Source organism: Peptoniphilus sp. DNF00840 (assembly GCF_001553125.1).
Classification (GTDB): Bacteria; Bacillota; Clostridia; order Tissierellales; family Peptoniphilaceae; genus Peptoniphilus_A; species Peptoniphilus_A vaginalis.
This window is the reverse complement of the sequence record NZ_KQ960205.1, coordinates 19,672-43,659: the sequence shown is the minus strand read 5'-3', so window position 1 is coordinate 43,659 and position 23,988 is coordinate 19,672. Positions and strand designations below refer to the sequence as shown.

Sequence of the window (23,988 nt, the reverse complement as noted above, 5' to 3'; positions counted from 1 at the left end):
GTAAATGAAATTCAGCGATAGGCAGACTGAAATAATTGAAATTGTAAAAGAAAAGGGACCTATTACTGGCGATGATATTGCAGAAATTCTTGGGCTATCAAGGGCTACAATAAGATCAGACCTTTCTGTTCTCACTATGATTAATATATTAGGGGCACGACCAAAATTTGGATATTTTTATACAGGTAAATCTATTTTTTCTCAATTGTCAAAAGATCTTAAAAGTTTAAATGTTAAAGACTATATGTCACTTCCTTTTTCTTGTGATCAAAAGACTTCTGTGTATGATGTAGTAGTAGACCTTTTTATGGAAGACCTATCTTCTATGTTTATTACGGAAGGTGGTTATCTTGCTGGAATCGTATCTAGAAAAGATTTAATTAGGTTTATGATAGGGGATGCTGATATAAAAAAGACTCCTGTCAGTGTAATTATGACAAGGATGCCTAATGTTTTTTATGTGAACATTGAAGATAGTGTCTATAAGGCTGCCAATTTAATTGTGACAAAGGGTATTGACTCCCTTCCTGTTGTTAAAGTAAAAAATGAAAAGGATCTTGAGGTTGTAGGTAGATTTACAAAGACCAATGTTACAAGGCTTTTTGTAGATGTATGCGACCAAGAGATCGTATAGGAGGAGAAATGAATAAAGACGATAATCAACTCACTATTTTTGTAATTTCTGATTCAATTGGAGAAACTGGAGAGTTAATTGCAAAATCATCTGCAAGACAATTTGAAAAAGAGAATTATGAGATTATTAGATATCCTTACCACAATAGTATTGAACAAATAAAACCAGTGCTGGAAAAGGCATCTGAAATCAAAAATAGTCTTATTGTTTATACAAATGTTGTTAAAGAAACTAGAGATTTTATTGAAGAAAAAACTCATGAGTTAAAGCTTCACACAGTCGATGTTATGGGTGAGCCACTACTTCAAATACAAGATATTTTAGGCTATGAACCTCTAAGAGAACCTGGTCTTATAAGAAGGCTTGACGAAAATTATTTCAAGAAAGTTGAGTGTGTTGAGTTTGCAGTTAAATACGATGACGGTAAAGATCCTCGTGGTGCAAAAAAAGCCGACATCTGTCTAGTTGGAATTTCGAGAACTTCAAAGACACCTCTCTCTATGTATCTTGCAAATAAATTATATAAAGTGGCAAATATTCCTCTAGTTCCAGAAGTTCCTGTGCCAAGAGAAGTATATGAAAAAGATGTAGACAAGATAATTGGTCTTACAGCTAATCCAGAAAAGATTATTTCTGTTAGAGAACAAAGGTTAAAGTCTCTTGGGCTAACTTCTGGTGCGAAGTATGCAAATTACGATAGGATAAGAGAAGAATTAAATTATTCAAAACAAGTTATGGAAGAGCTTGGATGTTTTGTTATAGATGTATCTGACAAGGCAATAGAAGAAACAGCAGAAATTATTATTAACCACATGGAATCCAGGAAGTGATTAGATGAATCTTCGAGTTGAGAGAGAAAAACTTGAACATAAAATGTTATTTGAATATGCCACTTTTGCAGATTCAACTTTGGGGAGAAAAACGGAAGAAGAAAAATGTAATCTTAGGACTGACTTTCAAAGAGATAGGGATAGGATAATTCACTCAAAGAGTTTTAGAAGGCTAAAACATAAGACTCAAGTCTTTATTTCTCCTGAAGGAGATCATTTTAGGACGAGACTCACTCACACTCTAGAAGTTAGTCAAATAGGCAGGACAATAGCAAGAGCTTTGAGGTTGAATGAAGACCTAGTAGAGGCTATTGCTCTTGGTCATGATCTTGGTCACACCCCTTTTGGGCATTCAGGTGAAGCTGTTTTAAATGAATTAAAGTCATCTGGTTTTATTCATGGAGAGCAGTCTTTAAAGGTAGTAGACTTTTTGGAAAGATCTGATAAAAGAATTGGATTGAATTTAACAGATGAAGTTCGTGATGGTATAGTAAATCATTCAGGCAGTGGAAATGCAAAAACCCTTGAAGGAAAAATTATTAAGTTTGCAGATAGGATTGCCTATATAAATCACGATATTGACGATGCCATTAGGGCAGGTATTATTTCTGAAGCTTCATTACCTAAGGAGTTGACAAAAGTCCTTGGCAATACTTCTTCGCAAAGAATTAACAAAATGATTAATGCCTTAGTGGAAAACTCTTATGGCAAAGCAATTGTTGAAATGGAAGAGGAAGTTTATGAAGCTACAATGGAACTTAGACAGTATATGTTTAAGAATGTTTATATGGATTCTGTAGTAAAGAGTGAAGAAATAAAAATTAAGAGGTTATTAACAGAACTTTATAATTTTTATATGGAAGATTTAAGCAGGATTCCAGAAAACCACTTAAGTCTTTATGATGATAGAACTCACAATAATGAAGATATTGTGTCAGATTATATTGCAGGTATGACTGACACTTATGCTAAAAAACAGCTAAAAAATATTTTTATACCGAAGGGATGGAGCATTTAATTGTATGTAATAAATGACAATGTTCTTGATGAGATTAGAGATAGGGCAGATATTGTTGATTTAATTGGAGAGTATGTTGACCTTAAAAGGTCAGGATCCAATTATATGGGACTCTGCCCTTTTCATTCTGAAAAAACGCCCTCTTTTTCTGTTTCGCCTTCCAAAGGAATTTTTAAATGCTTTGGATGTGGAGTAGGTGGAGATGTAATTACCTTTGTAATGAAGAGAGAAAATCTTAGTTTCCCTGAGGCTGTAGAATTTTTAGCAGACAAGTATAGTGTTAGACTAGAAGTTTATAAAGATGAAAATAAAGAAGCCCGCGACAAAAGAGATAGATTATATGAAATTAATAGGGAAGCTGGACTTCACTTTTTAAAAAATTATCAGGCATCACAAAAAACGCAATTATATTTAAAAAATAGGATGTTGAATGATAAGACTATAAGGTCTTATGGAATTGGATACTCAAAAGATTCATGGACAGATCTCTACGATCACTTGACAAAATTGGGTTACAATGAAGATGAGCTTTTAGAACTTAATCTAATTTCAAAAAGTAAAAATGGCAACTATATAGATAGATTTCGAGATAGAGTTATGTTTCCAATAATCAATAGGAATAATAGGATAATAGGTTTTGGAGCAAGGGCTTTTGGAGATGAAAAACCAAAGTACTTAAACTCAAGAGAAACTCCAATATTTCACAAGGGAAATAATGTTTTTAATATGAATATTATTTCAAGAGAATCCACTAGAGAAAGAATAATCTTGGTAGAGGGCTACATGGATGTTATTTCTCTTTATAATAGTGGTATAAATTATAGTGTAGCAAGTCTTGGTACGTCACTCACTATAGACCAGGCCAATATTATAAAGAAAATGGCAAAGGATATTTACATTTGTTATGACAGTGACAATGCAGGTATTAATGCGACTTCAAGAGCTATAGATATATTTTTAGAAGCCTCTGTAAAACCAAAAATAATAGAACTTGAGGGCGGTCTTGATCCCGATGATTTTATTAAAAAATATGGAATGGAAGGCTTTGAAAATAAAATAAAGTCTGCCATTTCTTATATTGAATTTAAAATAAAAAAGCTCAAAGAAAATTTTAATTTAGAAGATAGTGAAGGGCTTAGCAATTTTACTATTGAATCAGCTAAGATTCTTTCAAGTATCATCAATCCTATTGAAAGAGATATTTTTGTAAAAGACTTTTCGAGAAAGTATAATATTTCCTTTGCAGCAATTGAAAATTATATTAATTATTTAAATAGAAATAAGCTAAAGGAAACGAAAAGAGAAAAATTGAAGGTAAAGAAAAATACAAATGTTGTGAAATCTAACAAGGCTAGAGCACAAGAGGAATTATTATCTTATTCTTTACTAGACAATGACATTTACAAGTATATCAAGAATAAAATTGAGGTTTTTTATTTTACAAATGCAATGACAAGGGCAGTATTCGAAGAGATACCTAGGCTTTATAAAGAAGAGATGGAAGTTAAGGACTTTCTATCACTTTTAGAGTCCAACAGACTTGTAGATATAGAATTTGTTGGGAATATACTTAGTATTATTAGTGAAATTCATGTTGATGACAAGATAGTTGATGAATTAATAAGAACTATTGAGGGAAATTATCTCCGAGATCGAAAAAACAAAATTCTCGAAAATATCGAAAAACTTCAAGGCGAAGAGAATAAAAATCTTCTACTCGAGGCTTTAAAAGAATTGCAAGAAATTAATTTGAAGCTAAACGAGTTGAAAGAGGAGGGCAAGTATGAGTGAAAATGTAAAAAACAATGAATCAATAGAGGAAATAAAGGACCAGCTCTTAAAGGATGGTAAAAAGGATGGTAAACTTACCTATGAAGAAATAGGTGATGCCTTCGAAAAATATGAAATTGATTCTGATGATATAGATGAACTATACAAGGTCTTTGAAAAAGAAGGCATTAATTTAGTTGATAAAAAAGATTCAAAAGATGATGACGATGAGGTAGATGTTACTAAAGAGGATTTATCTGTTCCTAAGGGTGTTACAGTAGACGACCCTGTAAGAATGTATCTTAAAGAAATCGGAAAAATTTCTCTTCTAACTGCTGAAGAAGAAGTTGAAATAGCAAAAAGAATGGAAGAAGGCGACGAATTGGCTAAGAAGGAACTTGCAGAAGCCAATTTAAGACTTGTAGTTTCTATTGCTAAGAGATATGTTGGTAGGGGTATGAGCTTCTTGGATTTAATTCAAGAAGGTAACCTTGGACTTATGAAGGCGGTAGATAAGTTTGACTACACAAAGGGTTTTAAGTTTTCAACATATGCTACTTGGTGGATTAGACAAGCTATTACAAGAGCCATTGCAGATCAAGCAAGAACTATTAGGATACCAGTTCACATGGTAGAAACTATAAATAAGCTTGTAAGAGTTCAAAGACAATTAGTGCAAGATCTGGGACGTGATCCTCTTCCAGAAGAAATTGCAGCTGAAATGAATTTAGATGTTGAAAGAGTTCGTGAAATTCAAAAGATTGCTCAAGAACCAGTTTCACTAGAAACTCCAATTGGCGAAGAAGAAGACTCCCACTTGGGAGACTTTATACCAGATGATGAAATTCTTTCTCCACAAGATGCTGCTACCTTTACTCTTTTAAAAGAACAACTTAACACGGTGTTAGAAACTTTAACTGATAGGGAAAAGAAAGTTCTAACACTTAGGTTTGGACTTGATGATGGTAGAGCTAGGACACTTGAAGAAGTTGGAAAAGAGTTTGATGTTACTCGTGAAAGAATTAGACAGATTGAGGCGAAGGCTCTTAGAAAGCTTCGTCATCCATCAAGGTCAAAGAAATTAAAGGATTATTTAGAATGATAAAATTATCAAAGAGGCTTAATAAAATTGCAGAACTTGTTGATTTTGGAGCTTCGGTAATTGATGTGGGCACAGATCATGGATATGTGCCCAATTTTTTATGCGAAAATAAAATCTCAAGGGACGTTATTGCAACAGATATTTCAAAAAATTCTCTGGAAAAATCTATAGAACTCACAAGAGAATTAGGGAACGAGAAAGAAATTAGAAACATTTTGGCAAATGGAATTGTAAATGAAGAGAGGGACAATATAATTATTGCAGGTCTTGGTGGAATTCAAATTGCTGAGATAATCGCTAGGTCCATTGACATTGCAAAGTCTTCAAAAAAATTAATTTTGCAGCCCATGCAAAAGACTAACATCTTGCGTCGTGAATTAAATAATATGGGTTTTGAAATTTTTGATGAAGAAATTATCTATGAAGATGAAAGATACTTTGAGATAATACTTGCTAAATTTTTAAACTATAAAAATGAGGACTTAAAAGAAGAGGACTTTTATTTTTCAAAAAAATTAATTGAAAAGAAAGATAAGACTTATCTTGAATATCTTAAGGAGAAAAAAGATTATTTAAGGTTTATTATAAAAAGCTTTGATCCAAATAGCCAAAGGTCAAAGAAGAGGAATCAAGAATTAAATAGTTTACTAAAAAAAGTGGAGGAGGCAATTGATGAAATATCCAGTTGAGGAAATAAAAAATTTTATGGAAGCTTGGGCAAAAAATGAATACCAACTTTCTTGGGACAACTCTGGTAGTCAAATTGAACTTAAAGAAGAAACTGGAGCAGTAGTTCTCGCTATGGATGTAACAGATAAAGTTGTAGACAAGGCTCTAGAGATGGATGCAAAATTAATTATAAGCCACCACCCAATGTTTTTCACTGGCTCAAAAAATATCGTTGAAGGAACTTATCTTGGCGACAAGATAATAAGACTCATAAAAAATAATATTTCTGTTTTTTCTTATCACACTTCAATGGATATAGCTGAGGATGGAGTTAATGATACTTTATTTGAGAAATTATATTTAAAGAATAAGTCTGTATTAACTTATGAAGAAGACAAACCGATGGGTCTTATTGGTGAATTTGAAACAGAATTGCCGCTTAAAGATTTAGACAAGTTCTTAAAAGATAAACTACAAGTTAGTAAAATTAAATATTATGGAAGAGAAGAAAAAAGTATTAAAAAAGTTGCAATCCTTGGAGGAAGTGGATCAGACTTTATTAGTCAGGCTAAGGAGGCAGGAGTAGATGCCTACATTACTTCTGATATCAAGTACCATGACGGACAAAGAGCCTATGAAGACGATTTAATTTTAATAGATGTGGGACATTTTTTTTCTGAAAGAATAATTCTTCCAAAGATTAAGAAGAAGCTTGAAGAAAATTTTAAAGATCTAAGTTTTTATATCCAAGAGACATCAAGCTTTGAGCTTGATATTTAAGGACTTAAGTGGTAAGATTATCTGGTAAGTAAATTGGTCAACTGCACATATGTGAGGAAAGTCCGCGCTCCACAGAGCAGGGATGCTGGCTAACGGCCAGTGGGGGTGACCCCAAGGCTAGTGCAACAGAAATATACCGCCCTAGGGTAAGGTTGGAAAGGCGAGGTAAGAGCTCACCAGGTCATTAGTGATAATGATGCTATGTAAACCCCATTCGGAGCAAAACCAAATAGGAATAACAGATGTTGCTCGCATCTGCCGGTAGGTAGGTTGCTAGAAATTATAGGTAACTATAATTCAAGATTGATAGTTGACAAAACAGAACGCGGCTTATAGATTTGCTTACTACATACAAATAAATACAAATTTAAACAAAAGTTACAAAAAAGTTAAAATTATTTTAACAATTTTGTAACTTTTTGTTGTTTTTCTGTAATTACTTTGTTATACTTAAACAGTAACCAAAATAGTACGAATATAATTATTATAAAAATACAAAGTATAGGAGTTGTTAGTATTGGTTTCCTTAAAAAATAAATTGCCACTAGGACTATTTGCACTATGTGCAGTTTCAATAGTGGGCATGAAAGATACAGGGGTATTTATTAACGAACATGTACAGAAGACATACAGTGGCAATGAAATAGACTTTTCTATTGGAGAAAAAGTTGAAGTTCTTGAAAGGAAGGGTAATGACTACTTTGTTCAAAAGGGCAAGGCTAAGGTTACTATTCCACAAGATAAATTATTACTTACAGAAGTTAAAGTTCCAACATATAAGGTTATAAAGGCTAGTCCAATCTTAGACGATAATGGCAAAATTATAAGAAGCTTATTTATCGATGAATATGTAATTGGAGTTTCAGCTAGTAACGACAAAGTTAAGGTTAAATGTAACGATGGAACTGTTGGTAATGTAGATGTAAAAGCACTTAAAAAGATTGCTGATAAAAGAAATAATGTAACTAATGTTGAAGTTAGAAATAAAACAGTAGCTACAAATCAAAATGGAAAGAAATTAAATCTAAATAAGAAACAAGTTGTAAATGTTGTTGACTTTGTAGAAGGCTTCTTCATTATTGAAGACAACGGATCTAACTACAATGTTCCAGCTAAGGATCTTAATATTGCTTCTGGCAATAAGATAGATAGATCTTTAGACAATAATGAAGCAACCATTGTATCTAATGACGAAAAAGAAATTCAAGAAGTTATAAAAAATAAAGAAGCTATAAAAGTTAACTTCGCTGCAAAGAAAGTTGCAGGACCAAATGCATCAATAGCAAATAAGGTTATCTCTTCTGCAGAAAGCAAACTTGGATCTACATATGTATATGGAGATACTGGTAAGGCAGGATTTGACTGTTCAGGTCTTGTTTATTCAATTTATAATGACGAGCTTGGTATTTCAATTCCAAGATCTTCTAGATCACAATCAACTTTTGGAAAACAAGTTGATAAATCAGACTTACAAGAAGGAGATTTAGTATTCTTTAACACAACAGGTAATGGCGTTAGTCACGTTGGTATTTATGTTGGCGATGGAAAATTCATCCACGCTTCATCAGGACAAGGAAAAGTTATGACTTCTTCTTTATCTGAGGCATACTACCAAGACAGATATGTAAACGCAACACGTATATTATAATTAAATTTTAAATTAAGAGCCTATCGGCTCTTTTTTTTATATGGATTTTTGGAAAAGAAGACTTTGTTTTATGGATACCTTTGTGGCAATAAATACTTGAAGCCAAATTCACAAATAAATTATAATCAAAACAAATTTATTTTTCATAAATAATTAAAGCAAAATTTTACTATATTTATTAGAATTCAATGGTAAAATGTTAAGAGTAATATTGTTAAAACAAATTTTATAAGGAGGAGAAATGAAAAAAAATAATTTTTTTAATTCTTTGGTTTTTAAACTAATATTAGGAATTATTATAGGAATATTTGTTGGTAGAATTTCCAACGAAGGAGCGATTGTTGCCATTGATTCAGTTAAAAGAGTTATCGGTGATTTAATAGGCTACATAGTACCCCTAATTATTTTAGGATTTATTACTCCAGCTATAGTTTCCTTAAAGGAAAGTGCAGGTAAAATTCTAAGCGTTACACTTATAATTTGTTACTTGTCTACTGTTGGAGCTGCCACAATGTCATTCTTGGCAGGAAGAGCAATTATACCAAAGCTTAATATAGCTTCAAATGTAGATGCGGGTAATGCTATACCAGAATCCATATTTAAACTATCTATTGATCCTATTATGCCTGTTATGACAGCTCTTGTGACTTCAATACTATTTGGGATAGCAGTTATTGTTACAAATTCTGAAACATGGGAGAAAATGCTTATTGAATTAAATAAGATTGTCCTATCAATAGTAAACAATGTTGTTATAAGAATTCTACCAGTTTATATAGCAACTACTTTTGCAGTTTTATCTTACGAGGGTGTAATTATTTCTGAGTTGCCTGTATTCTTGAAGATAATCATAATTGTAATTGTGGGTCACTTTATCTGGATGACTGTTATGTATTCTCTTGCAGGTTTAATTTCAAAAACAAATCCTAAAGAGGTTTTCAAACACTACTTACCAGCTTACTTAACAGCAGTAGGAACTATGTCATCTGCCGCAACTCTTCCAGTTGCAATTGAATGTGCTAGAAAATCTTCTATACTTGATCCAAAGATAAGGGACTTTGGGATTCCACTATGTTCCAACACCCACCTTTGTGGATCAGTTTTGACAGAAGTATTCTTTGTAATGACAGTTTCTAAAATTTTAACAGGTCAGCTTCCGGAGACAGCTAATATGATAGTTTTCATACTTTTACTAGGAATCTTTGCCATAGCAGCTCCAGGAGTGCCTGGAGGAACAGTTGTAGCATCTCTCGGTTTAATAACATCAGTCCTAGGATTTAACGACACAGGAACAGCACTTATGCTTTCTATATTTGCATTGCAAGATAGCTTTGGTACTGCTTGCAACGTAACATCTGATGGAGCAGTTGTATTAATGGTAACAGGTATTTTTAATAAGGTACCTGGAAAAAATAAAGAAAGTATGAAGAATTAACGAATTGAAAAAGATTCAAGGCCAGGCTAATTTATAAGCCTGGTTTTTTATATAGCCTATTACTTAGTTAAAATAATAAGATAAACTCCTTAAATAACACTTCTTGAAATTCTAATATTTATTAAGTAGTGTCTTATAAAAATTAATTTTGTAAATTAATTATAAATTGACCCTCTTGATGATGAGAATAATTTAGCAGATATTACTTTTAAAAATTTCCCCCTTCAAATTTCCTTAAAAATAAATAGAATTATTTGGTATTGTTTAGAATTGTATTTTTAAAAATAACCAATACAAAGCTGCAAAAATAGTAACTTTTATAAAGTTATTAATTAAATACATATATTTACAAAAAATTATAATAATTTATATAAAAATTTCCTTTAAAAATATATTAGAATGAAGTCAATTGATAAGAGATATCAAAAATAATTTTGGAGGGAATAAAAATGAAAAAAGTAAATGTAATATACTGGTCAGGAACAGGTAACACAGAAAGAATGGCAGAAGCTCTAGTTAGGGGTGCTGAAGGCGAAGGTGCTGATGTTAAACTAATTCAAGTTGGATCTGCTACTGAAGATGATGTAAAAGATGTTGATAGACTAGCCTTTGGATGTCCTGCAATGGGATCTGAAGAATTAGAAGAAACTGAAATGAGACCTTTCATGGATAAGGTTAATCCTCTTCTATCTGGCAAAAATGTAGTTTTATTCGGATCTTACGAATGGGCAGATGGAGAATGGATGAGACTTTGGCAAGAAGAAGTTGAAGGAACTGGTGCAAAATTACTTGCTGATGGTTTCGCAGCTTATGACGACCCTGATCAAGATGCTTTAGAAGAATGTGAAGCTTTAGGAAGGGATCTTGCGAGGTCATAATGTATGATAAAGTTCTAATCGAATTTTTATCTTACATCAATAACTTTAAGGACTTTGATTATATCTTGGCTCTTATTAAGTCTACAGTTGCACCAACTAATAACAACTTGAAGCTTGGAACCATGATGAATCTAAGAAATGCCAAAAGGCCCTTAAAGGATTATTGGATGAAGAACAAATTTATATTAAAAGATGCCTTGGGACTTGATTTTTATGAGTTAAAAGAGGGAGAGGACTTTGTCTTAGTTTATTTTTTTAAAAATGATAGACTTGAAAAGAAACTTTCTCAAGTTAAGATTAAGGACTTTTTAAATTCTCATGGTTATGAATCTTGTCTTACCACAGGCGACTACTTAAATTTATTGAGGGTTAGATTTGCTGAAACTTGTCCAGATGAAATCGGAGTGTTTTTAGGTTACCCCCTAAAAGATGTAATAGACTTCAAACATAGGGACAAAAAGATATGCAAGTGCACAGGTTATTGGAAGTGCTTTAATAATGAAAAATCTTCCCTTGAAGCCTTTAAAAGGTTTGATGAAGTAAAGGTTATTGAAATGAAAAATATTTTACAAAGCCTTTATTAATTTGAAAATTACCTAACTAATATTAATAATAAAACTCTATACCATATTTCAATCCAAGAGGACCGAGTAATTTAACTTGGTCCTTTTAAATTTGTGGAATTTTTATATTATAAGTATTATCTAAGTATCTATCTAGATTATTCTTAAATTATATTATAAAATCTTAATAGGATTTAATAGTTGATTTCTTTTTGAATATTTAAATAAAAGAGGTGGGTATGGAAGAATTAGTTTTTAAGTTTTTAGAAAAAGAAGATATTGACGATATTTATGATTTGACTTGTGAAGTCTATGAAGGCATAGAGAACAAAGAAATTTTTTCTCAGGACTCTAAAGAAGAATTGGAAGCTTTAATAGATGGGGGAGGCTCCTTTGTCGGTGTATTTGATGGGAGAAAGCTTGTAGCCTATAGGAGCATAAAGGTGCCAAGTCATAAAGACAACCTTGCCCACGATGTAGACTTCTATATTGAACCTGAGTCTGTAATTGTCAATGATACAGTTGTAGTTTTAAAAGAATATAGGGGAAGAAATTTACAAAATATAACTAGAGAAAAGCTTGAAGAAAGATATAAAAATTCAAAATTTACAAATAAGATGTCTACTATTTCTCCTAAGAACTATAGATCTTATAAGAATACTTTAGATTCTGGATATATGCTAGTATCATTAAAGAAAAAATATCCAGATGAGTTTTCAGAAGATGGTTATGATAGATTTATCCTATTGAAGTCTGATGATTTAGATATAAAGATGACAGGTAAGGAGAGGATTATTCACTCAAGTAAAACTGATGAACTTAAAAAAGCTTTCGAAGATAGCTACTTTGGTCTTGCAGTGGATGAGGATGGTTATATCCTTTTTAGAGAAGTAGAAATTTCATAATTTTAAATCTTGGTCAGAAGTTTTCTGACCATTTTTTATAAAAATTTTGCAAAATAAAAAACCGAGATAAACTCGGCTTTCTTAAAAAAGTGTTACGAATATAAAATTAATAATGAACCATATCATCTTAAATAGGAGTTCAAAAAGTGTAAAGGATATTGCATACCAGCCTACAAAGTTTATCTTTGATCGAGCAAAGAAATTTTCCTTATATAGGTTTAATCCTATTAGAAGTGAAAGTCCAATTATAATTAATGTTGCAAAAGGCATAGGGGTTAAGGCTTGGAGCATGTTGAATTTGAAAAAACCGCCAAAAGGTGAAATTAAAAATCCAACAAATAATACAGCCTTACAAATTATCCAGTTTATTAAGGCAAATTTTTTGACTTCTGAAGGAGATGTATCAATATAATCTCTGCCAGTTGCAATATTTAGTGGGATATAAAACTCCAAATAATCAAAAGCTATTTTTAAAATTAAAAATGGAATTAAAATTAATTTAAAAGTTCCACTTCCAATAAGGAGCATAATTAGATTTAATAATATACCAAGTCCAATTATTTTTTTACTTTCCTTAGAACCAAAGTCACCAATATAATCAGATAATTTTCCTGTTAGCTTATCTAGGTAATCAAGAAGCTTATCTATTTCTTTGTCAGACTTATTAGTTACCTCCATTACCTTTTCTGAAATATTATGTTCTATGGATTTTTCAAATTCAGAAGAAACTTCTTCTATATCCTTAACAGGTTTTTCTCCCTTATCAGCAAAGCTGAATAAGTCTTTAAGATTTCTTTTCTTTTTAGATTTCTCTTTAACTTCAGAATTTTTAGGAGCTTCTTTAACTTCTATCTTTTCTTTTTTTGAATTATTTTCTGGAGTTTTATTTACTTTTTCTTTTTTGACCTTAGATTTCTCTTCTTCAGCTTCTTTGATAGCATTTTCAATGTCAATCTTAGGTGTGCTAAGTGTGTTTTCAAAGGACCTGTCAGTATCTTCAACAGATTTACTTATTTCTAAGTTTCTAGTATCCTCTTTTTTCTTAGTATCGTCTCTTAGGTCCCCAAAGATTGAATATTCATCGTCATCCTCTTTTATAAAATTATTCCATTTTTCTTTTAAAGAGAATTTTTTTTGAGGCTCTTTAGTCTTTTCTTCTTCAAAAACTTCTATAGGGTGGTCAGTTTCATCGTTAGAAGACTTGGGAGTTTCAGATGAAGTCTTATTTATATCCTTTTCATCAAAGCTTGATTTTTTTAGTTCTTCTTGAACCCTACGAACCAATTCTTTTTGGCTCATTTTGTTAGAAGAATCAGGATCTTTAAATTCATCTAAGATATTTTCATCAAACTTATTTGAATCAATACTTTTTGACTTATCTTTATTCTTTTTTTCTTTTTTATTTTTATTTTTTTCTGAAGCTTCCTCAGGCTTTGCTTTTGATTTCTTTTCTTTTTCAGAAGCTTTTGTCTGAAGATTATTATTTTCATAATCTTTTATATTTTTAGAAATAGTCCTATCAACTTCAGCAATAATATTTTTTAGTTCATCAGTAGTGTCAATTGCATCTAGAGATTTTGGATTAAAGACTCTTGTGTTTTGACTAACTTTTTCCACCTTGTTGGTGTCTCCAAAGCTTTGATTGTTTTTTGATGTAATATTTATTTTTACGTCTTTTAAGTTGTGACCACATGAAGCACAAAAGTTATCATTTTTAGAAACTTGGTTTCCGCATTTTGGACAAAACAATGTAACACCTTCTTTCATAAATTCTATTGAAGTAATTATATCATATTTTTTTATTTAGATTAATCTTTTATATGCTAAATTAGAAGATTACTAAAAGATTTTAAGAAAATTTTATGTAAAAAAAAGAAGCCTCGAAAGGCTTCTTTGAAAGTTAAGCTAAATTATTTTGCTTTTTCTTCTTTAGCGTTATCAGCTTTAGCGTTGTCAGCTTTAGCGTTGTTTTCTTTAGCATTGTTTGCTTTAGCGTTGTTTCCTTCTTTAGCTTGTTCTTCGTCAGCTTTTGCGTTAGCTTCTGCTTCTTTAGCGTTAGCTTCAACTTTTGCTTTGTTAGCGTTAGCTTGTTCTTCTACTGCAGCATTTTTAGCGTTAGCAGCTTCGTTAGCTTTTTTGTCAGCGCCTTGGCATGCTACCATACCTAGCATTAATACTGAAATCATTCCAACGCTTGCTAATTTCTTTAAATTTTTCATTTTAATAAATCCTCCTAAATTGAAACATATTGTTTCTTTGATTTGTCTATATCTTATACTTGCCTTGTGAAAATTATGTGAAGATGATGTTAAATCTTTTCGAAGAGATTTTAATAAATTAGTCATAAATGGAATAAATTAATTTATTATAAAAGTTTTTAATGTATAATTATTACAAGGTGAGAGAATGTATAAAGCTTTATATAGAAAGTATAGGTCAAAGACCTTTGATGAACTTTACGGTCAAGAAGCTGTAGTAGCTTCATTAAAAAATCAAGTTAAAAATAATGAAATAAGTCATGCATATATTTTTCAAGGAACTAGGGGAACAGGCAAGACATCTGCTGCAAAAATTTTATCTCGTGCAGTAAACTGTCTTCACCCCTTGGATGGCAACCCTTGTAATGAATGTGAAAACTGTAAGAGGATTTTAAATGAATCAGTCCTAGATGTTGTTGAGATGGATGCAGCGAGTAACAATGGTGTAGATGATATTAGAGATTTAAAGGACAAGGTAATATATCCTCCTCAAGCTCTAAAGTACAAAGTCTACATTATTGACGAGGTTCACATGTTATCAAAAGGGGCCTTTAATGCTTTACTTAAGATACTAGAAGAGCCACCGAGACATTTGATTTTTATCTTGGCGACAACAGAAATTGAAAAAATTCCTGCCACAATCTTATCAAGATCTCAGAAATTTAATTTCAAAAGAATATCTGTAGAAGATATTGAAAATAATTTAAAGAGAATAACTGAGCTTGAAGGAAAGTCTTGCGATGACGAAGTCTTTACATTAATAGCAAAGACAGCTGACGGTGCCATGAGAGATGCCCTATCAGTTTTAGACCAACTTCTTACTAAGAACAAGGACCACATAAAACTAGAAGATGCTATGGAAGTCTTAGGCATATCATCTTCTGACTTATTATTTTCACTTTCAAGTGCAATGATTAAAAGAGATATAAATTCTTCTCTTAATGTTATTGATGAAATTTATAGGGAGGGTGTGGACTTTAATACACTGTCCTCGCAAATATTAAGTCACTTTAGGGACATCTTATTAGTAAAAACTCTAAGTGATCCAAAAAAGATAGTTTATACAACTTATTTGAAAGAATTTCAAAATCTTGCTGGAAGCCTTGAACTTGAAGACATCTTAGATATTATTGAGGTCTTAAAAGAATTGGCTCTTGAGATTAAATATGCAGATAACAAGAGAGTTGTATTTGAAATGAATGCAATTAAAATTTGCAACAGGTCTAGCAAGAAGGATTTAGAGGGAAGAATTAAATTATTAGAAGATAGAATTAATAATTTGGGAAGCAGTAACCTTAGTAATTCTTTAAATAATCAGATTAATAATTCTGACAATAAGATAGAAGATAGCTACAATAATTTCGATGATAATTACTATAATCCTGGAGATTTTTATAAGGCAGAAGTAAGTCCTACAGAAAAAAATTTTACTAGTGCCAATGAAGAAAATCCAATTGAAAATATAAAAGAAGCTAGCAGTCCGACAATTGAAAAAAAAGGGCAATCTGCTATAATTGAAAATGACGAGAAAATAAATATTAGTAAAGAAGATAATGCTATTAAAGATATAAGCCTTGATAAGATAAAATCAGACTGGGACAAGATAATAAGTGAACTTGTATCTAGGGGCAATAAGGGTTTTGCTGGTTTTGTCTGTCATGCTAAAGCAGAAGGTCTTCATGATAATATTTTAGAGTTAGTATTTGAAGAAAAAGACAGCTTATTTTATGATTACTGCGTAATGCCAGAACATAAAACTATTTTACCTGAATTAATTAACAATATTTATGGAACAAATATTGATGTCAGGATGAAATTACAAAAGCCTGGTATAGATAAGCTAGAAGAAATTTTTGGTAAAAATAATATAGAAGATATTTAGGAGGAAAAATGGCTAGAGGTGGATTTAACGGCTTCCCCGGTGGAGGCGGAAGAAATAATATGATGAAGCAAATCGAAAAGCTTCAAAAACAAATGGAAGAGATGCAGGAAAATTTAGCAAATGAAGAAATTACTGCTACTGCAGGTGGTGGAGCAGTTTCTGCTACTGTGAATGGAAACAAGGAACTTATTTCTATTAAGCTAGATAAGGATGCAGTAGATCCTGACGATGTTGAAATGCTTGAAGACCTAATTGTTGCCGCAGTTAATGAGGCATTGAGAAATGCTGATAGCAAGATGAGCTCTCAAATGGGTAAATTCACAGGTGGATTAAACATACCGGGGCTATAATATGACAAAAGAAATAGGACCTATTGAAGACTTAATCAAGAGATTAAATCGTCTACCGGGAATTGGTTCTAAGACTGCTCAAAGACTAGCCTATTATATAATTGGACTTGAAGAAAATGAAGTTAGGGACTTAGCAGAGGCTTTAATTTCTGCTAAAAACAACACTGTTGAATGTTCAATTTGTATGAACTATGCCGACAGTGATCCTTGCGAAATTTGCTCCAACAAAAATAGGGACGATTCAATAATTTGTGTTGTAGAAAGTCCAAAAGATGTTGACGCAATGGAAAGGTCTTTAAGTTTTCGTGGCAAGTATCATGTACTTCACGGAGTTATTTCACCCCTTAAAGGCAAGACTCCTGAAGATGTTACTATTAAAGAATTAATAAAAAGAATTGAAGAGGGAGACATAAAGGAAGTAATAGTTGCAACTAATCCAACTGTAGATGGAGATGCGACAGCAAGGTATATTAAAAATATCCTAGAAGATTACGACATTATTGTCTCAAGAATTGGCTACGGACTTCCAGTTGGCGGCGACCTTGAGTATTATGATGAGATAACAATTCAAACGGCAATGGAAAATAGAAGGAGACTAGACTAATTTTGGGACTTGGTCCCAAATTTTTTCTTTATTCACCTTTAAGAGGGGGAAAAATTTGTCAAATAAAAATAATGATTATAAAAAATATATTCCCACAATAATTTACGTAATCTTGGCAATTGTAATTTTTTACACAGTTGCCATAGTAGTCTTACCAAGACTTAATAAGGATTCAGAAATAAAAGAAATTGATTATGTTTCCTTTGTAAATATGGTAAATGGGAATCAGGTAAAAAAGGCAGAGGTAAGAGATAGAACTATTGCCTTTGAAGTTGAAAAAGACGGAAAGAAAATTAAATATGAAACTAATAGGATGTATGATCCTAATTTAGTCGATAGATTAGTAAATAAAAATGTAAAGTCAGCCCAAGTTTATAAACCCGAGATGAATCCAGTTCTATCCTTTATTATCTCAACTGTTGCAACCTTTGCGATATTTATTGCTTTTTGGCTCTTACTTTCCAAATTTATTTTCAAAAAAATAGGGGACGTTGGTCCAATGAATTTTGGCAAAAGTGGGGCAAAAATTTATGTGGAATCAACTGATGGCATTAAATTTGATAATGTTGCAGGTCAAGATGAAGCTAAGGAGGCTCTATCAGAACTTGTAGACTTTTTACACAATCCAAAGAAATACACAGAAATTGGGGCAAAACTTCCAAAGGGAGCTCTACTCGTTGGACCTCCAGGGACAGGTAAGACCCTATTAGCTAAGGCTGTTGCTAGTGAAGCAGAAGTACCTTTCTTCTCTATATCAGGTTCTGCCTTTGTAGAAATGTTTGTTGGGCTTGGTGCAGCTAAGGTGAGAGACTTATTTAAGCAAGCAGTTGAAAAGGCACCTTGTATTATATTTATTGATGAAATTGACACTATTGGAAAGAAGAGAGATGGATCAGGTTTTTCTGGCAATGATGAAAGAGAACAAACTCTAAATCAACTTCTTTCAGAAATGGATGGCTTCGATGCAAAGGTTGGAGTAGTAATTTTAGCTGCAACTAATAGGCCAGACTCCTTAGACCCAGCACTTTTAAGACCGGGAAGGTTTGATAGGAGAATTCCAGTTGAATTACCTGACTTAAAGGGTAGGGTTGAAATTTTAAAGGTTCATGTCAAGGATATTAAAAAAGAAGAGAACATTGATTATGAAAAAATTGGTAGAGCAACTGCAGGTGCAAGTGGGGCAGACCTTGCCAATATGGTAAACGAAGCGGCCCTTCGTGCAGTTCGTCAAGGTAGGGACAAAATGAGTGAAAGAGACCTTGAAGAATCTGTTGAAGTTGTATTAGCTGGTTATGAAAAGAAAAATGCTGTTATATCTCCTCGTGAAAAGAGGATTATAGCTTATCACGAAGTGGGTCATGCTCTTGTAGCTGCAAAGCAAAAGGGTTCTGCACCAGTTCATAAGATAACAATTATTCCTAGGACTTCAGGAGCTCTTGGTTACACTATGCAGGTCGATGAAGAAGAAAAATTCTTAATGACTAAGGAAGATGCAATCAACAACATCGTAACCTTAACTGGGGGACGATCAGCAGAAGAATTAATCTTTAACATAAGGACAAGTGGCGCTTCAAATGATATTGAAAAGGCAACAAAGATTGCCAAGGCCATGGTGACAAGATTTGGTATGACAGATGAATTTGGTTTCGTAGCACTTGAATCTATGACTAATGCTTATCTTGGTGGAGATACTTCTCTACAATGTTCACCACAAACTCAATATGAAATTGACGCAGCTGTTCAAAAAATTATTGACGATGCTCATAATGAAGCAAGAAAAATTTTAAGAGAAAATATAAAAGCCCTTCATGCTATTTCAGAATATCTACTTCGTCAAGAAACTATTACTGGTGAAGAGTTTATGGATATCTTAAAAAGATATGAAGAAGAGGAAGAACTTTCTCAAGAAGATAAGAATGAAACAATTGAAGAAGATAAAAATGAATCTTCAATAAATTAAGTCATTAATAATTATTTAAAAAAGATTTAAATATTGATGTGGAATTAATTAATATCAAATAAAGGTAAAAGACTTTTCTAATTTAGTGAAAAGTCTTTTTTTTTGGGTATATTTTATCATAGAATATATATTGTAAGCATATAATTTAATAGAAAAGGAGAAGAAATGATATTTTCAAACGCAGTAGTGCTGTCGGTAATTATTTTGGCAGCTTTATGTTTAGTAAAAATTCCTGTATTTTTTGCTTTAATGATCTCAGCAATTTCTGCAGGACTTATCTCAGGTATGGGTATTGCTGAAACAATGAGCACCCTAATAGGTGGCATGGGAGGTAACGCTGAAACAGCCTTGAGTTATATATTGCTAGGCTCTTTAGCTTATTGCATGGAAGAAACTGGTGCAGCAGCGATAATGGCAAAAAAAATTGGATCCTTAGTTAAGGGAAATAAGATTTTACTTTGTGGGATAATAATCGTAATAGCCATAATGGCAGAAACAATTATACCAATCCACATAGCCTTTATTCCAATTTTGATTCCACCTCTTCTTTCACTTACTAATAAGATGAAAATGAATAGAAAGATGCTTTCTGTTTCCTTTGGTTTTGGACTTAAGGCACCCTATATTGCGATACCTCTAGGTTATGGTGCAATTTTTCATGGCTTAATAATTGATTCCTTTGGAAGGTCAGGACTTAATATAACAGATAAAGATGTAACAGGAACTAACTGGATAGTTGCAGCTATTATGTTTTTAGGTCTATGTGCTGGTTTATTATTCTTTATAAGAGATAGGGAATATGACACTAAGGATGTAAAAGGTGAAATTGTTGAAGTAGGAGATAAATTAGAAAAGAAACACATTCTAGTTTTACTTTCTGGACTCATTACAGTTGTGGTACAAATATTAACAGAGTCTCTTCCTCTGGGAGCCTTAGTGGGACTTATATTTGTAGTTATAACAGGCGTAATAAAGTGGTCTGATATGCAAAAGATGCTTGATGGTGGCATTAGCATGATGGGCTTCATAGCCTTTGTTATGTTAATTGCTGCTGGTTATGCAAATGTAGTAATAAAGTCAGGTGCAATAGATGACTTAGTTCAAGTTGCCCAAAACCTACTTGGTGGATCAAAACTTGTAGCTTCCTATGTAATGATTTTGCTAGGACTTATGATTACTCTTGGAATAGGAACTTCCTTTGGTACAGTTCCAATTATTTCTGCAATTTATGTTCCAATAGCAATGAGTTTAGGATACTCTCTTAAGGCGACTATTCTACTTGTTACAATTGCAGCAGCTTGTGGTGATGCAGGATCACCTGCATCAGATACAACTCTTGGACCAACATCTGGTCTTTCAGTGGATGGTCAACATGATCATATAAAGGATACTTGCATTCCACAGATTATATTCTTTGGATTACCACTAATTGTATTAGGTGGATTTGTCACAACATTAATATAAAAATAAAAGAGACTTACTGCGGGGTGTACAGTAAGTCTCTTTCATTTTCAAAATATAAGTAAAGGATAGTAAAATAATTCAAATATTATTTCACTAATATAATTATAACCCTAAACAAGAAAAAGTAAAGAAAAATTTTGCCATACGAAGTCTATTCCATAATATGAAATTAATTCTTTTGACATTCTGGACAAAGACCCTTTAGCTCAACAAGGTGACCTATAACTTTAAAACCAGTTTCTTCTTCAGCAATTTTTTCAAAATCCGAAATAGGACATTCTTTTATTGGAGACACCTTGCCACACTTAGAGCAAACTATATAATGTCTATGTTCAGATTCAGCAAACTCATAATAGAAGAGACCATTAGAGTATAAATTTTTTCTTATTATGCCTTTTTCTGATAGCTCATTTAACATCCTATAGAGGGAAGTAAGACTGGGAATAGAATCCTTGTCGGCAGATTCAAAAATTTCTTCTGTATTCATGGGAACTTTGGATTTATTTAATTCTTCTAAAAGTGCAAGACGACCCTTAGTAACCTTCAAATTATGTTTTCTTAAAATATCATCAAATATTTTCATAACCTCACCACCTTTAATAAGATAATTATAACAAAATTTAAGTTAATTTAAAAAACACCTTTTATTATTATTTTTTTCTGTTATAATTACTAATGCAAATCATTATTGTTTAGGAGGAAAAAATGAAAAATATTAAAAAATTTATATTTTTATTAGCAGGAATTATTTTATTATCAGGATGTTCTAAAGGAGGAGAAGTTAAGAACTCTAGTGAAGCTAGCAATAAAGACAACAAGCTAAAGGTTTACGCTTCTGTATATCCTATTTATGATTTTACAAAAAAAATTGCTGGTGATAAGTTAGATGTTGAAATGGTTATGCCACAAGGAACTGAGCCTCATGGATGGGAACCAGATTCTGACGCAATTAAAAATCTAGAAAATGCTGATATGCTTATATACAATGGAGCTGGTCTTGAATCTTGGACAGATAAGGTTATTGGTTCACTATCAAATAAAGACCTAAAAGTTGTTGAAGCATCAAAAGGTGTAGAACTAATTAAGTCAACTCATAGCCATGACGACGAAGATGAAGATCATGACCACGAACACGAAGCTGACAACCACAACCATAATCACAATCATGAAGCTGAAGAAAATCACAATCACAATCATGAAGCAGCAGAAAACAACCACAATCGTGAAGAACATGACCACGAAGGACACCACCATGGACCAATGGATCCACATGTATGGATGTCACCAAAGAATGCAAAAATCGAAATGGAAAATATTAAAAATGCCCTAGTGGAACTTGACAAAGACAATGCAGATTATTATGAGTCAAATTATGAAAAATATGCTAAAATGTTAGATGAACTTGATGCAAAATATAAAGAAAAATTAGCAAATCTTCCAAAGAAAGAAATTGTTGTAGGCCACGAAGCTTATGGATATCTATGCAAGGACTACGGCTTAACTCAAGTTGGTGTTAAGGGAGTAAATGCAGAAACTGAACCAGATGCTAAGAAGATGGCAGAAATTATTTCTTATATAAAAGAAAATAATATTAAAACTATTTTCACAGAAGAATTAATAGATCCAAAAGTTTCAAACATTATTGCAAGTGAAACAGGCTGCCAAGTTAAGGTTCTTTCACCAATTGAAGGTTTGAGCCAAGAACAAATAGATAATAAGGAAGATTATTTTAGCATCATGGAAGAAAATCTAGAAAATTTAGTAGGTGCTTTAAAATAGTGAAGGAAAAATTGTTAGAAATTAAAAATCTAAAATTTAAATACAATGATGATTTAGTTTTAGATGATATAAATTTTGATGTCTATAGGGGCGACTACATCGCCCTTATAGGATCTAATGGTGCTGGAAAGTCGACTTTGGTTAAACTTATTTTAAATCAACTTAAGCCGCTAGAGGGCACTATTTCTTTTTATACAGAAAATGGAATAGAAAACATTGGTTACGTTCCACAACTTTCTGTACCATCAAGCCTTGAGTTTCCAATTACAGTTTCAGAACTCTTGTCGCTAGCTCTTTATCCAAGGAATAAGGGGTTTAGAAAATTAAAAACTTACCATAAAGAAAAAATAACCAATGCCTTAAATTTAGTTGGCATGAATAATTACAGGGAGAGACTTTACACAGAATTGTCAGGTGGACAAAGGCAGAGAATTTTAATTGCCAAGACCTTGGTTGCAACTCCAGAATTTTTAATTCTTGATGAACCCATGACTGGCGTAGATAAGGAGTCTAAGGAATCTTTATTTCACCTTTTAAGTCACATAAATCACCAACACAATATAACAATTCTTATGATAACTCACAACCTTGAAGAAATAGAAGAGAATGTTAACAAGGTTTATGAGATAAAAGATAAGAAGATAAGGGAAGTGAAATAATGGAAATTTTTCAGTATTCATATATGATAAAGGCTTTAATAGTTGGAGCTTTTTTATCTGTAATAATCCCTTGCATGGGTGTTGTGGTTGTAAATAAAAAAATATCTGTAATTGGGGATGCCCTATCCCACGTATCCCTTGCTGGTGTAATGCTTGGTCTCATTACTTCAACTTCTCCTGTTATTGGAGCTCTAATACTCTGTGTTGTTGGCTCTATATTTTTGGAGTATGTTAGGACGAAATTTCCAGGCTATCAAGAAATTTCTTCTGCTATATTAATGAGCACAGGGATAGGTCTTGCATCACTTTTTTCAGGCTTTGTTAAGACAAGTGCAAATTTTGAAGAATATTTATTTGGCTCCATAATTGCCATACCACAATTGGATTTTTATTTAATCCTTGGAGTTTCAGTTGTAGTATTCTTTTTATTCTCATATTTATTTGTGGACCTAATGTACATTTCCTTTGACGAGTCTTCAGCAAGACTTTCTGGAGTCAACGTGGATAGAATAAATTTGATTTTCATGATTCTAATAGCTGTTACGATTTCTGTATCGGCAAGGACTGTTGGGATTCTAATTATTTCATCCCTAATGGTAGTGCCAGTGGCTTGCGCTATGCAGTTTAAGTTTGGATATTTAAAGACCACTATTCTTGCTTCATGCTTTGGTTTTATATTTACCATGCTTGGACTTGTATCATCCTTCTACTTGGGTTTAAAACCAGGTGGTGCCATCGTATTAATTGGAGTTTTATTTTTAACAATTTTACTAATAATAAAAAGAAAATAAATAAATTAA

General features: G+C 32.2%; 23 protein-coding genes and 1 other RNA gene. 21 read left to right on the top strand and 3 right to left on the bottom strand.

Annotated elements, in window-relative coordinates:
- Window positions 1-4 precede the first annotated feature (4 nt).
- The 13 genes from HMPREF1864_RS03950 (at window position 5) to HMPREF1864_RS03890 (ending at window position 12,232) form a co-directional block, all read left to right on the top strand.
- Window positions 5-634: a CBS domain-containing protein gene (locus HMPREF1864_RS03950; protein ID WP_062571547.1), complete on the top strand. Its 630-nt coding sequence runs from the start codon at window positions 5-7 to the stop codon at window positions 632-634.
- Between the two features lie 8 nt (window positions 635-642).
- On the top strand, window positions 643-1,464 hold the full coding sequence (locus tag HMPREF1864_RS03945; protein ID WP_005957583.1) for a pyruvate, water dikinase regulatory protein: 822 nt from the start codon (window positions 643-645) through the stop codon (window positions 1,462-1,464).
- A gap of 4 nt (window positions 1,465-1,468) precedes the next feature.
- Window positions 1,469-2,482: a deoxyguanosinetriphosphate triphosphohydrolase gene (locus tag HMPREF1864_RS03940; protein ID WP_062571546.1), complete on the top strand. Its 1,014-nt coding sequence runs from the start codon at window positions 1,469-1,471 to the stop codon at window positions 2,480-2,482.
- A complete protein-coding gene (dnaG, locus tag HMPREF1864_RS03935; protein WP_062571545.1) occupies window positions 2,483-4,273 on the top strand; it encodes a DNA primase in 1,791 nt (596 codons plus the stop codon).
- On the top strand, window positions 4,266-5,354 hold the full coding sequence (gene rpoD, locus HMPREF1864_RS03930; RefSeq protein ID WP_062571544.1) for an RNA polymerase sigma factor RpoD: 1,089 nt from the start codon (window positions 4,266-4,268) through the stop codon (window positions 5,352-5,354). The genes dnaG and rpoD overlap by 8 nt, the downstream gene beginning before the upstream one ends.
- Window positions 5,351-6,043 carry a tRNA (adenine(22)-N(1))-methyltransferase gene (locus HMPREF1864_RS03925; protein WP_062571543.1) on the top strand — a complete coding sequence of 231 codons (693 nt, stop codon included), beginning with the start codon at window positions 5,351-5,353 and terminating at the stop codon, window positions 6,041-6,043. The genes rpoD and HMPREF1864_RS03925 overlap by 4 nt, the downstream gene beginning before the upstream one ends.
- Window positions 6,027-6,803: a Nif3-like dinuclear metal center hexameric protein gene (locus HMPREF1864_RS03920; protein WP_062571542.1), complete on the top strand. Its 777-nt coding sequence runs from the start codon at window positions 6,027-6,029 to the stop codon at window positions 6,801-6,803. The genes HMPREF1864_RS03925 and HMPREF1864_RS03920 overlap by 17 nt, the downstream gene beginning before the upstream one ends.
- Before the next feature lie 25 nt (window positions 6,804-6,828).
- An RNA gene (gene rnpB / locus HMPREF1864_RS03915) (RNase P RNA component class A) lies at window positions 6,829-7,152 on the top strand.
- A gap of 168 nt (window positions 7,153-7,320) precedes the next feature.
- Window positions 7,321-8,451 carry a C40 family peptidase gene (locus HMPREF1864_RS03910; protein ID WP_062571541.1) on the top strand — a complete coding sequence of 377 codons (1,131 nt, stop codon included), beginning with the start codon at window positions 7,321-7,323 and terminating at the stop codon, window positions 8,449-8,451.
- Window positions 8,452-8,692: 241 nt separating this feature from the next.
- A complete protein-coding gene (locus HMPREF1864_RS03905; protein ID WP_062571540.1) occupies window positions 8,693-9,886 on the top strand; it encodes a dicarboxylate/amino acid:cation symporter in 1,194 nt (397 codons plus the stop codon).
- A 449-nt stretch (window positions 9,887-10,335) separates the two neighbouring features.
- On the top strand, window positions 10,336-10,764 hold the full coding sequence (locus tag HMPREF1864_RS03900) for a flavodoxin (protein ID WP_062571539.1): 429 nt from the start codon (window positions 10,336-10,338) through the stop codon (window positions 10,762-10,764).
- Entirely contained in the window at window positions 10,764-11,348 is a 585-nt protein-coding gene (locus HMPREF1864_RS03895; protein WP_062571538.1) for a DUF3793 family protein, read from the top strand. The genes HMPREF1864_RS03900 and HMPREF1864_RS03895 overlap by 1 nt, the downstream gene beginning before the upstream one ends.
- Before the next feature lie 218 nt (window positions 11,349-11,566).
- Complete coding sequence (locus tag HMPREF1864_RS03890; protein ID WP_062571537.1) at window positions 11,567-12,232, top strand: hypothetical protein; 666 nt, start codon at window positions 11,567-11,569, stop codon at window positions 12,230-12,232.
- Window positions 12,233-12,313: 81 nt separating this feature from the next.
- On the opposite strand, the gene HMPREF1864_RS03885 is transcribed toward HMPREF1864_RS03890, so the two are convergent.
- Window positions 12,314-13,981, bottom strand: coding sequence for a zinc ribbon domain-containing protein (locus tag HMPREF1864_RS03885; protein WP_062571536.1), 1,668 nt, complete (start codon window positions 13,979-13,981; stop codon window positions 12,314-12,316).
- A gap of 161 nt (window positions 13,982-14,142) precedes the next feature.
- Window positions 14,143-14,418, bottom strand: a complete 276-nt coding sequence (locus tag HMPREF1864_RS03880) for a hypothetical protein (protein ID WP_231723499.1) — start codon at window positions 14,416-14,418, stop codon at window positions 14,143-14,145.
- A 220-nt stretch (window positions 14,419-14,638) separates the two neighbouring features.
- Here HMPREF1864_RS03880 and dnaX point away from each other — a divergent pair, with 220 nt between their 5' ends.
- The 5 genes from dnaX (at window position 14,639) to HMPREF1864_RS03855 (ending at window position 20,750) form a co-directional block, all read left to right on the top strand.
- Window positions 14,639-16,372, top strand: a complete 1,734-nt coding sequence (gene dnaX / locus HMPREF1864_RS03875) for a DNA polymerase III subunit gamma/tau (RefSeq protein ID WP_062571534.1) — start codon at window positions 14,639-14,641, stop codon at window positions 16,370-16,372.
- A gap of 8 nt (window positions 16,373-16,380) precedes the next feature.
- Window positions 16,381-16,722: a YbaB/EbfC family nucleoid-associated protein gene (locus tag HMPREF1864_RS03870; RefSeq protein ID WP_062571533.1), complete on the top strand. Its 342-nt coding sequence runs from the start codon at window positions 16,381-16,383 to the stop codon at window positions 16,720-16,722.
- 1 nt (window position 16,723) lies between these two features.
- Window positions 16,724-17,326 carry a recombination mediator RecR gene (gene recR, locus HMPREF1864_RS03865; RefSeq protein ID WP_062571532.1) on the top strand — a complete coding sequence of 201 codons (603 nt, stop codon included), beginning with the start codon at window positions 16,724-16,726 and terminating at the stop codon, window positions 17,324-17,326.
- Between the two features lie 55 nt (window positions 17,327-17,381).
- On the top strand, window positions 17,382-19,286 hold the full coding sequence (ftsH, locus tag HMPREF1864_RS03860) for an ATP-dependent zinc metalloprotease FtsH (protein WP_082718909.1): 1,905 nt from the start codon (window positions 17,382-17,384) through the stop codon (window positions 19,284-19,286).
- A 165-nt stretch (window positions 19,287-19,451) separates the two neighbouring features.
- Entirely contained in the window at window positions 19,452-20,750 is a 1,299-nt protein-coding gene (locus HMPREF1864_RS03855; protein WP_062571530.1) for a Na+/H+ antiporter NhaC family protein, read from the top strand.
- 169 nt (window positions 20,751-20,919) lie between these two features.
- Here the strand turns inward: HMPREF1864_RS03855 and HMPREF1864_RS03850 are convergent, their stop codons facing one another.
- Window positions 20,920-21,333, bottom strand: a complete 414-nt coding sequence (locus HMPREF1864_RS03850) for a Fur family transcriptional regulator (RefSeq protein WP_062571529.1) — start codon at window positions 21,331-21,333, stop codon at window positions 20,920-20,922.
- A 122-nt stretch (window positions 21,334-21,455) separates the two neighbouring features.
- Here HMPREF1864_RS03850 and HMPREF1864_RS03845 point away from each other — a divergent pair, with 122 nt between their 5' ends.
- The 3 genes from HMPREF1864_RS03845 to HMPREF1864_RS03835 are packed head-to-tail and all read left to right on the top strand — an operon-like array spanning window position 21,456 to window position 23,979.
- Entirely contained in the window at window positions 21,456-22,529 is a 1,074-nt protein-coding gene (locus HMPREF1864_RS03845) for a metal ABC transporter substrate-binding protein (RefSeq protein WP_062571528.1), read from the top strand.
- Window positions 22,529-23,188, top strand: a complete 660-nt coding sequence (locus HMPREF1864_RS03840; protein WP_062571527.1) for a metal ABC transporter ATP-binding protein — start codon at window positions 22,529-22,531, stop codon at window positions 23,186-23,188. Before HMPREF1864_RS03845 ends, HMPREF1864_RS03840 begins: the two co-directional genes overlap by 1 nt.
- The gene (locus HMPREF1864_RS03835; RefSeq protein ID WP_062571526.1) at window positions 23,188-23,979 is read left to right on the top strand and encodes a metal ABC transporter permease; all 792 of its coding nucleotides are present in this window, start codon (window positions 23,188-23,190) and stop codon (window positions 23,977-23,979) included. The genes HMPREF1864_RS03840 and HMPREF1864_RS03835 overlap by 1 nt, the downstream gene beginning before the upstream one ends.
- The last annotated feature ends 9 nt before the right edge of the window (window positions 23,980-23,988 follow it).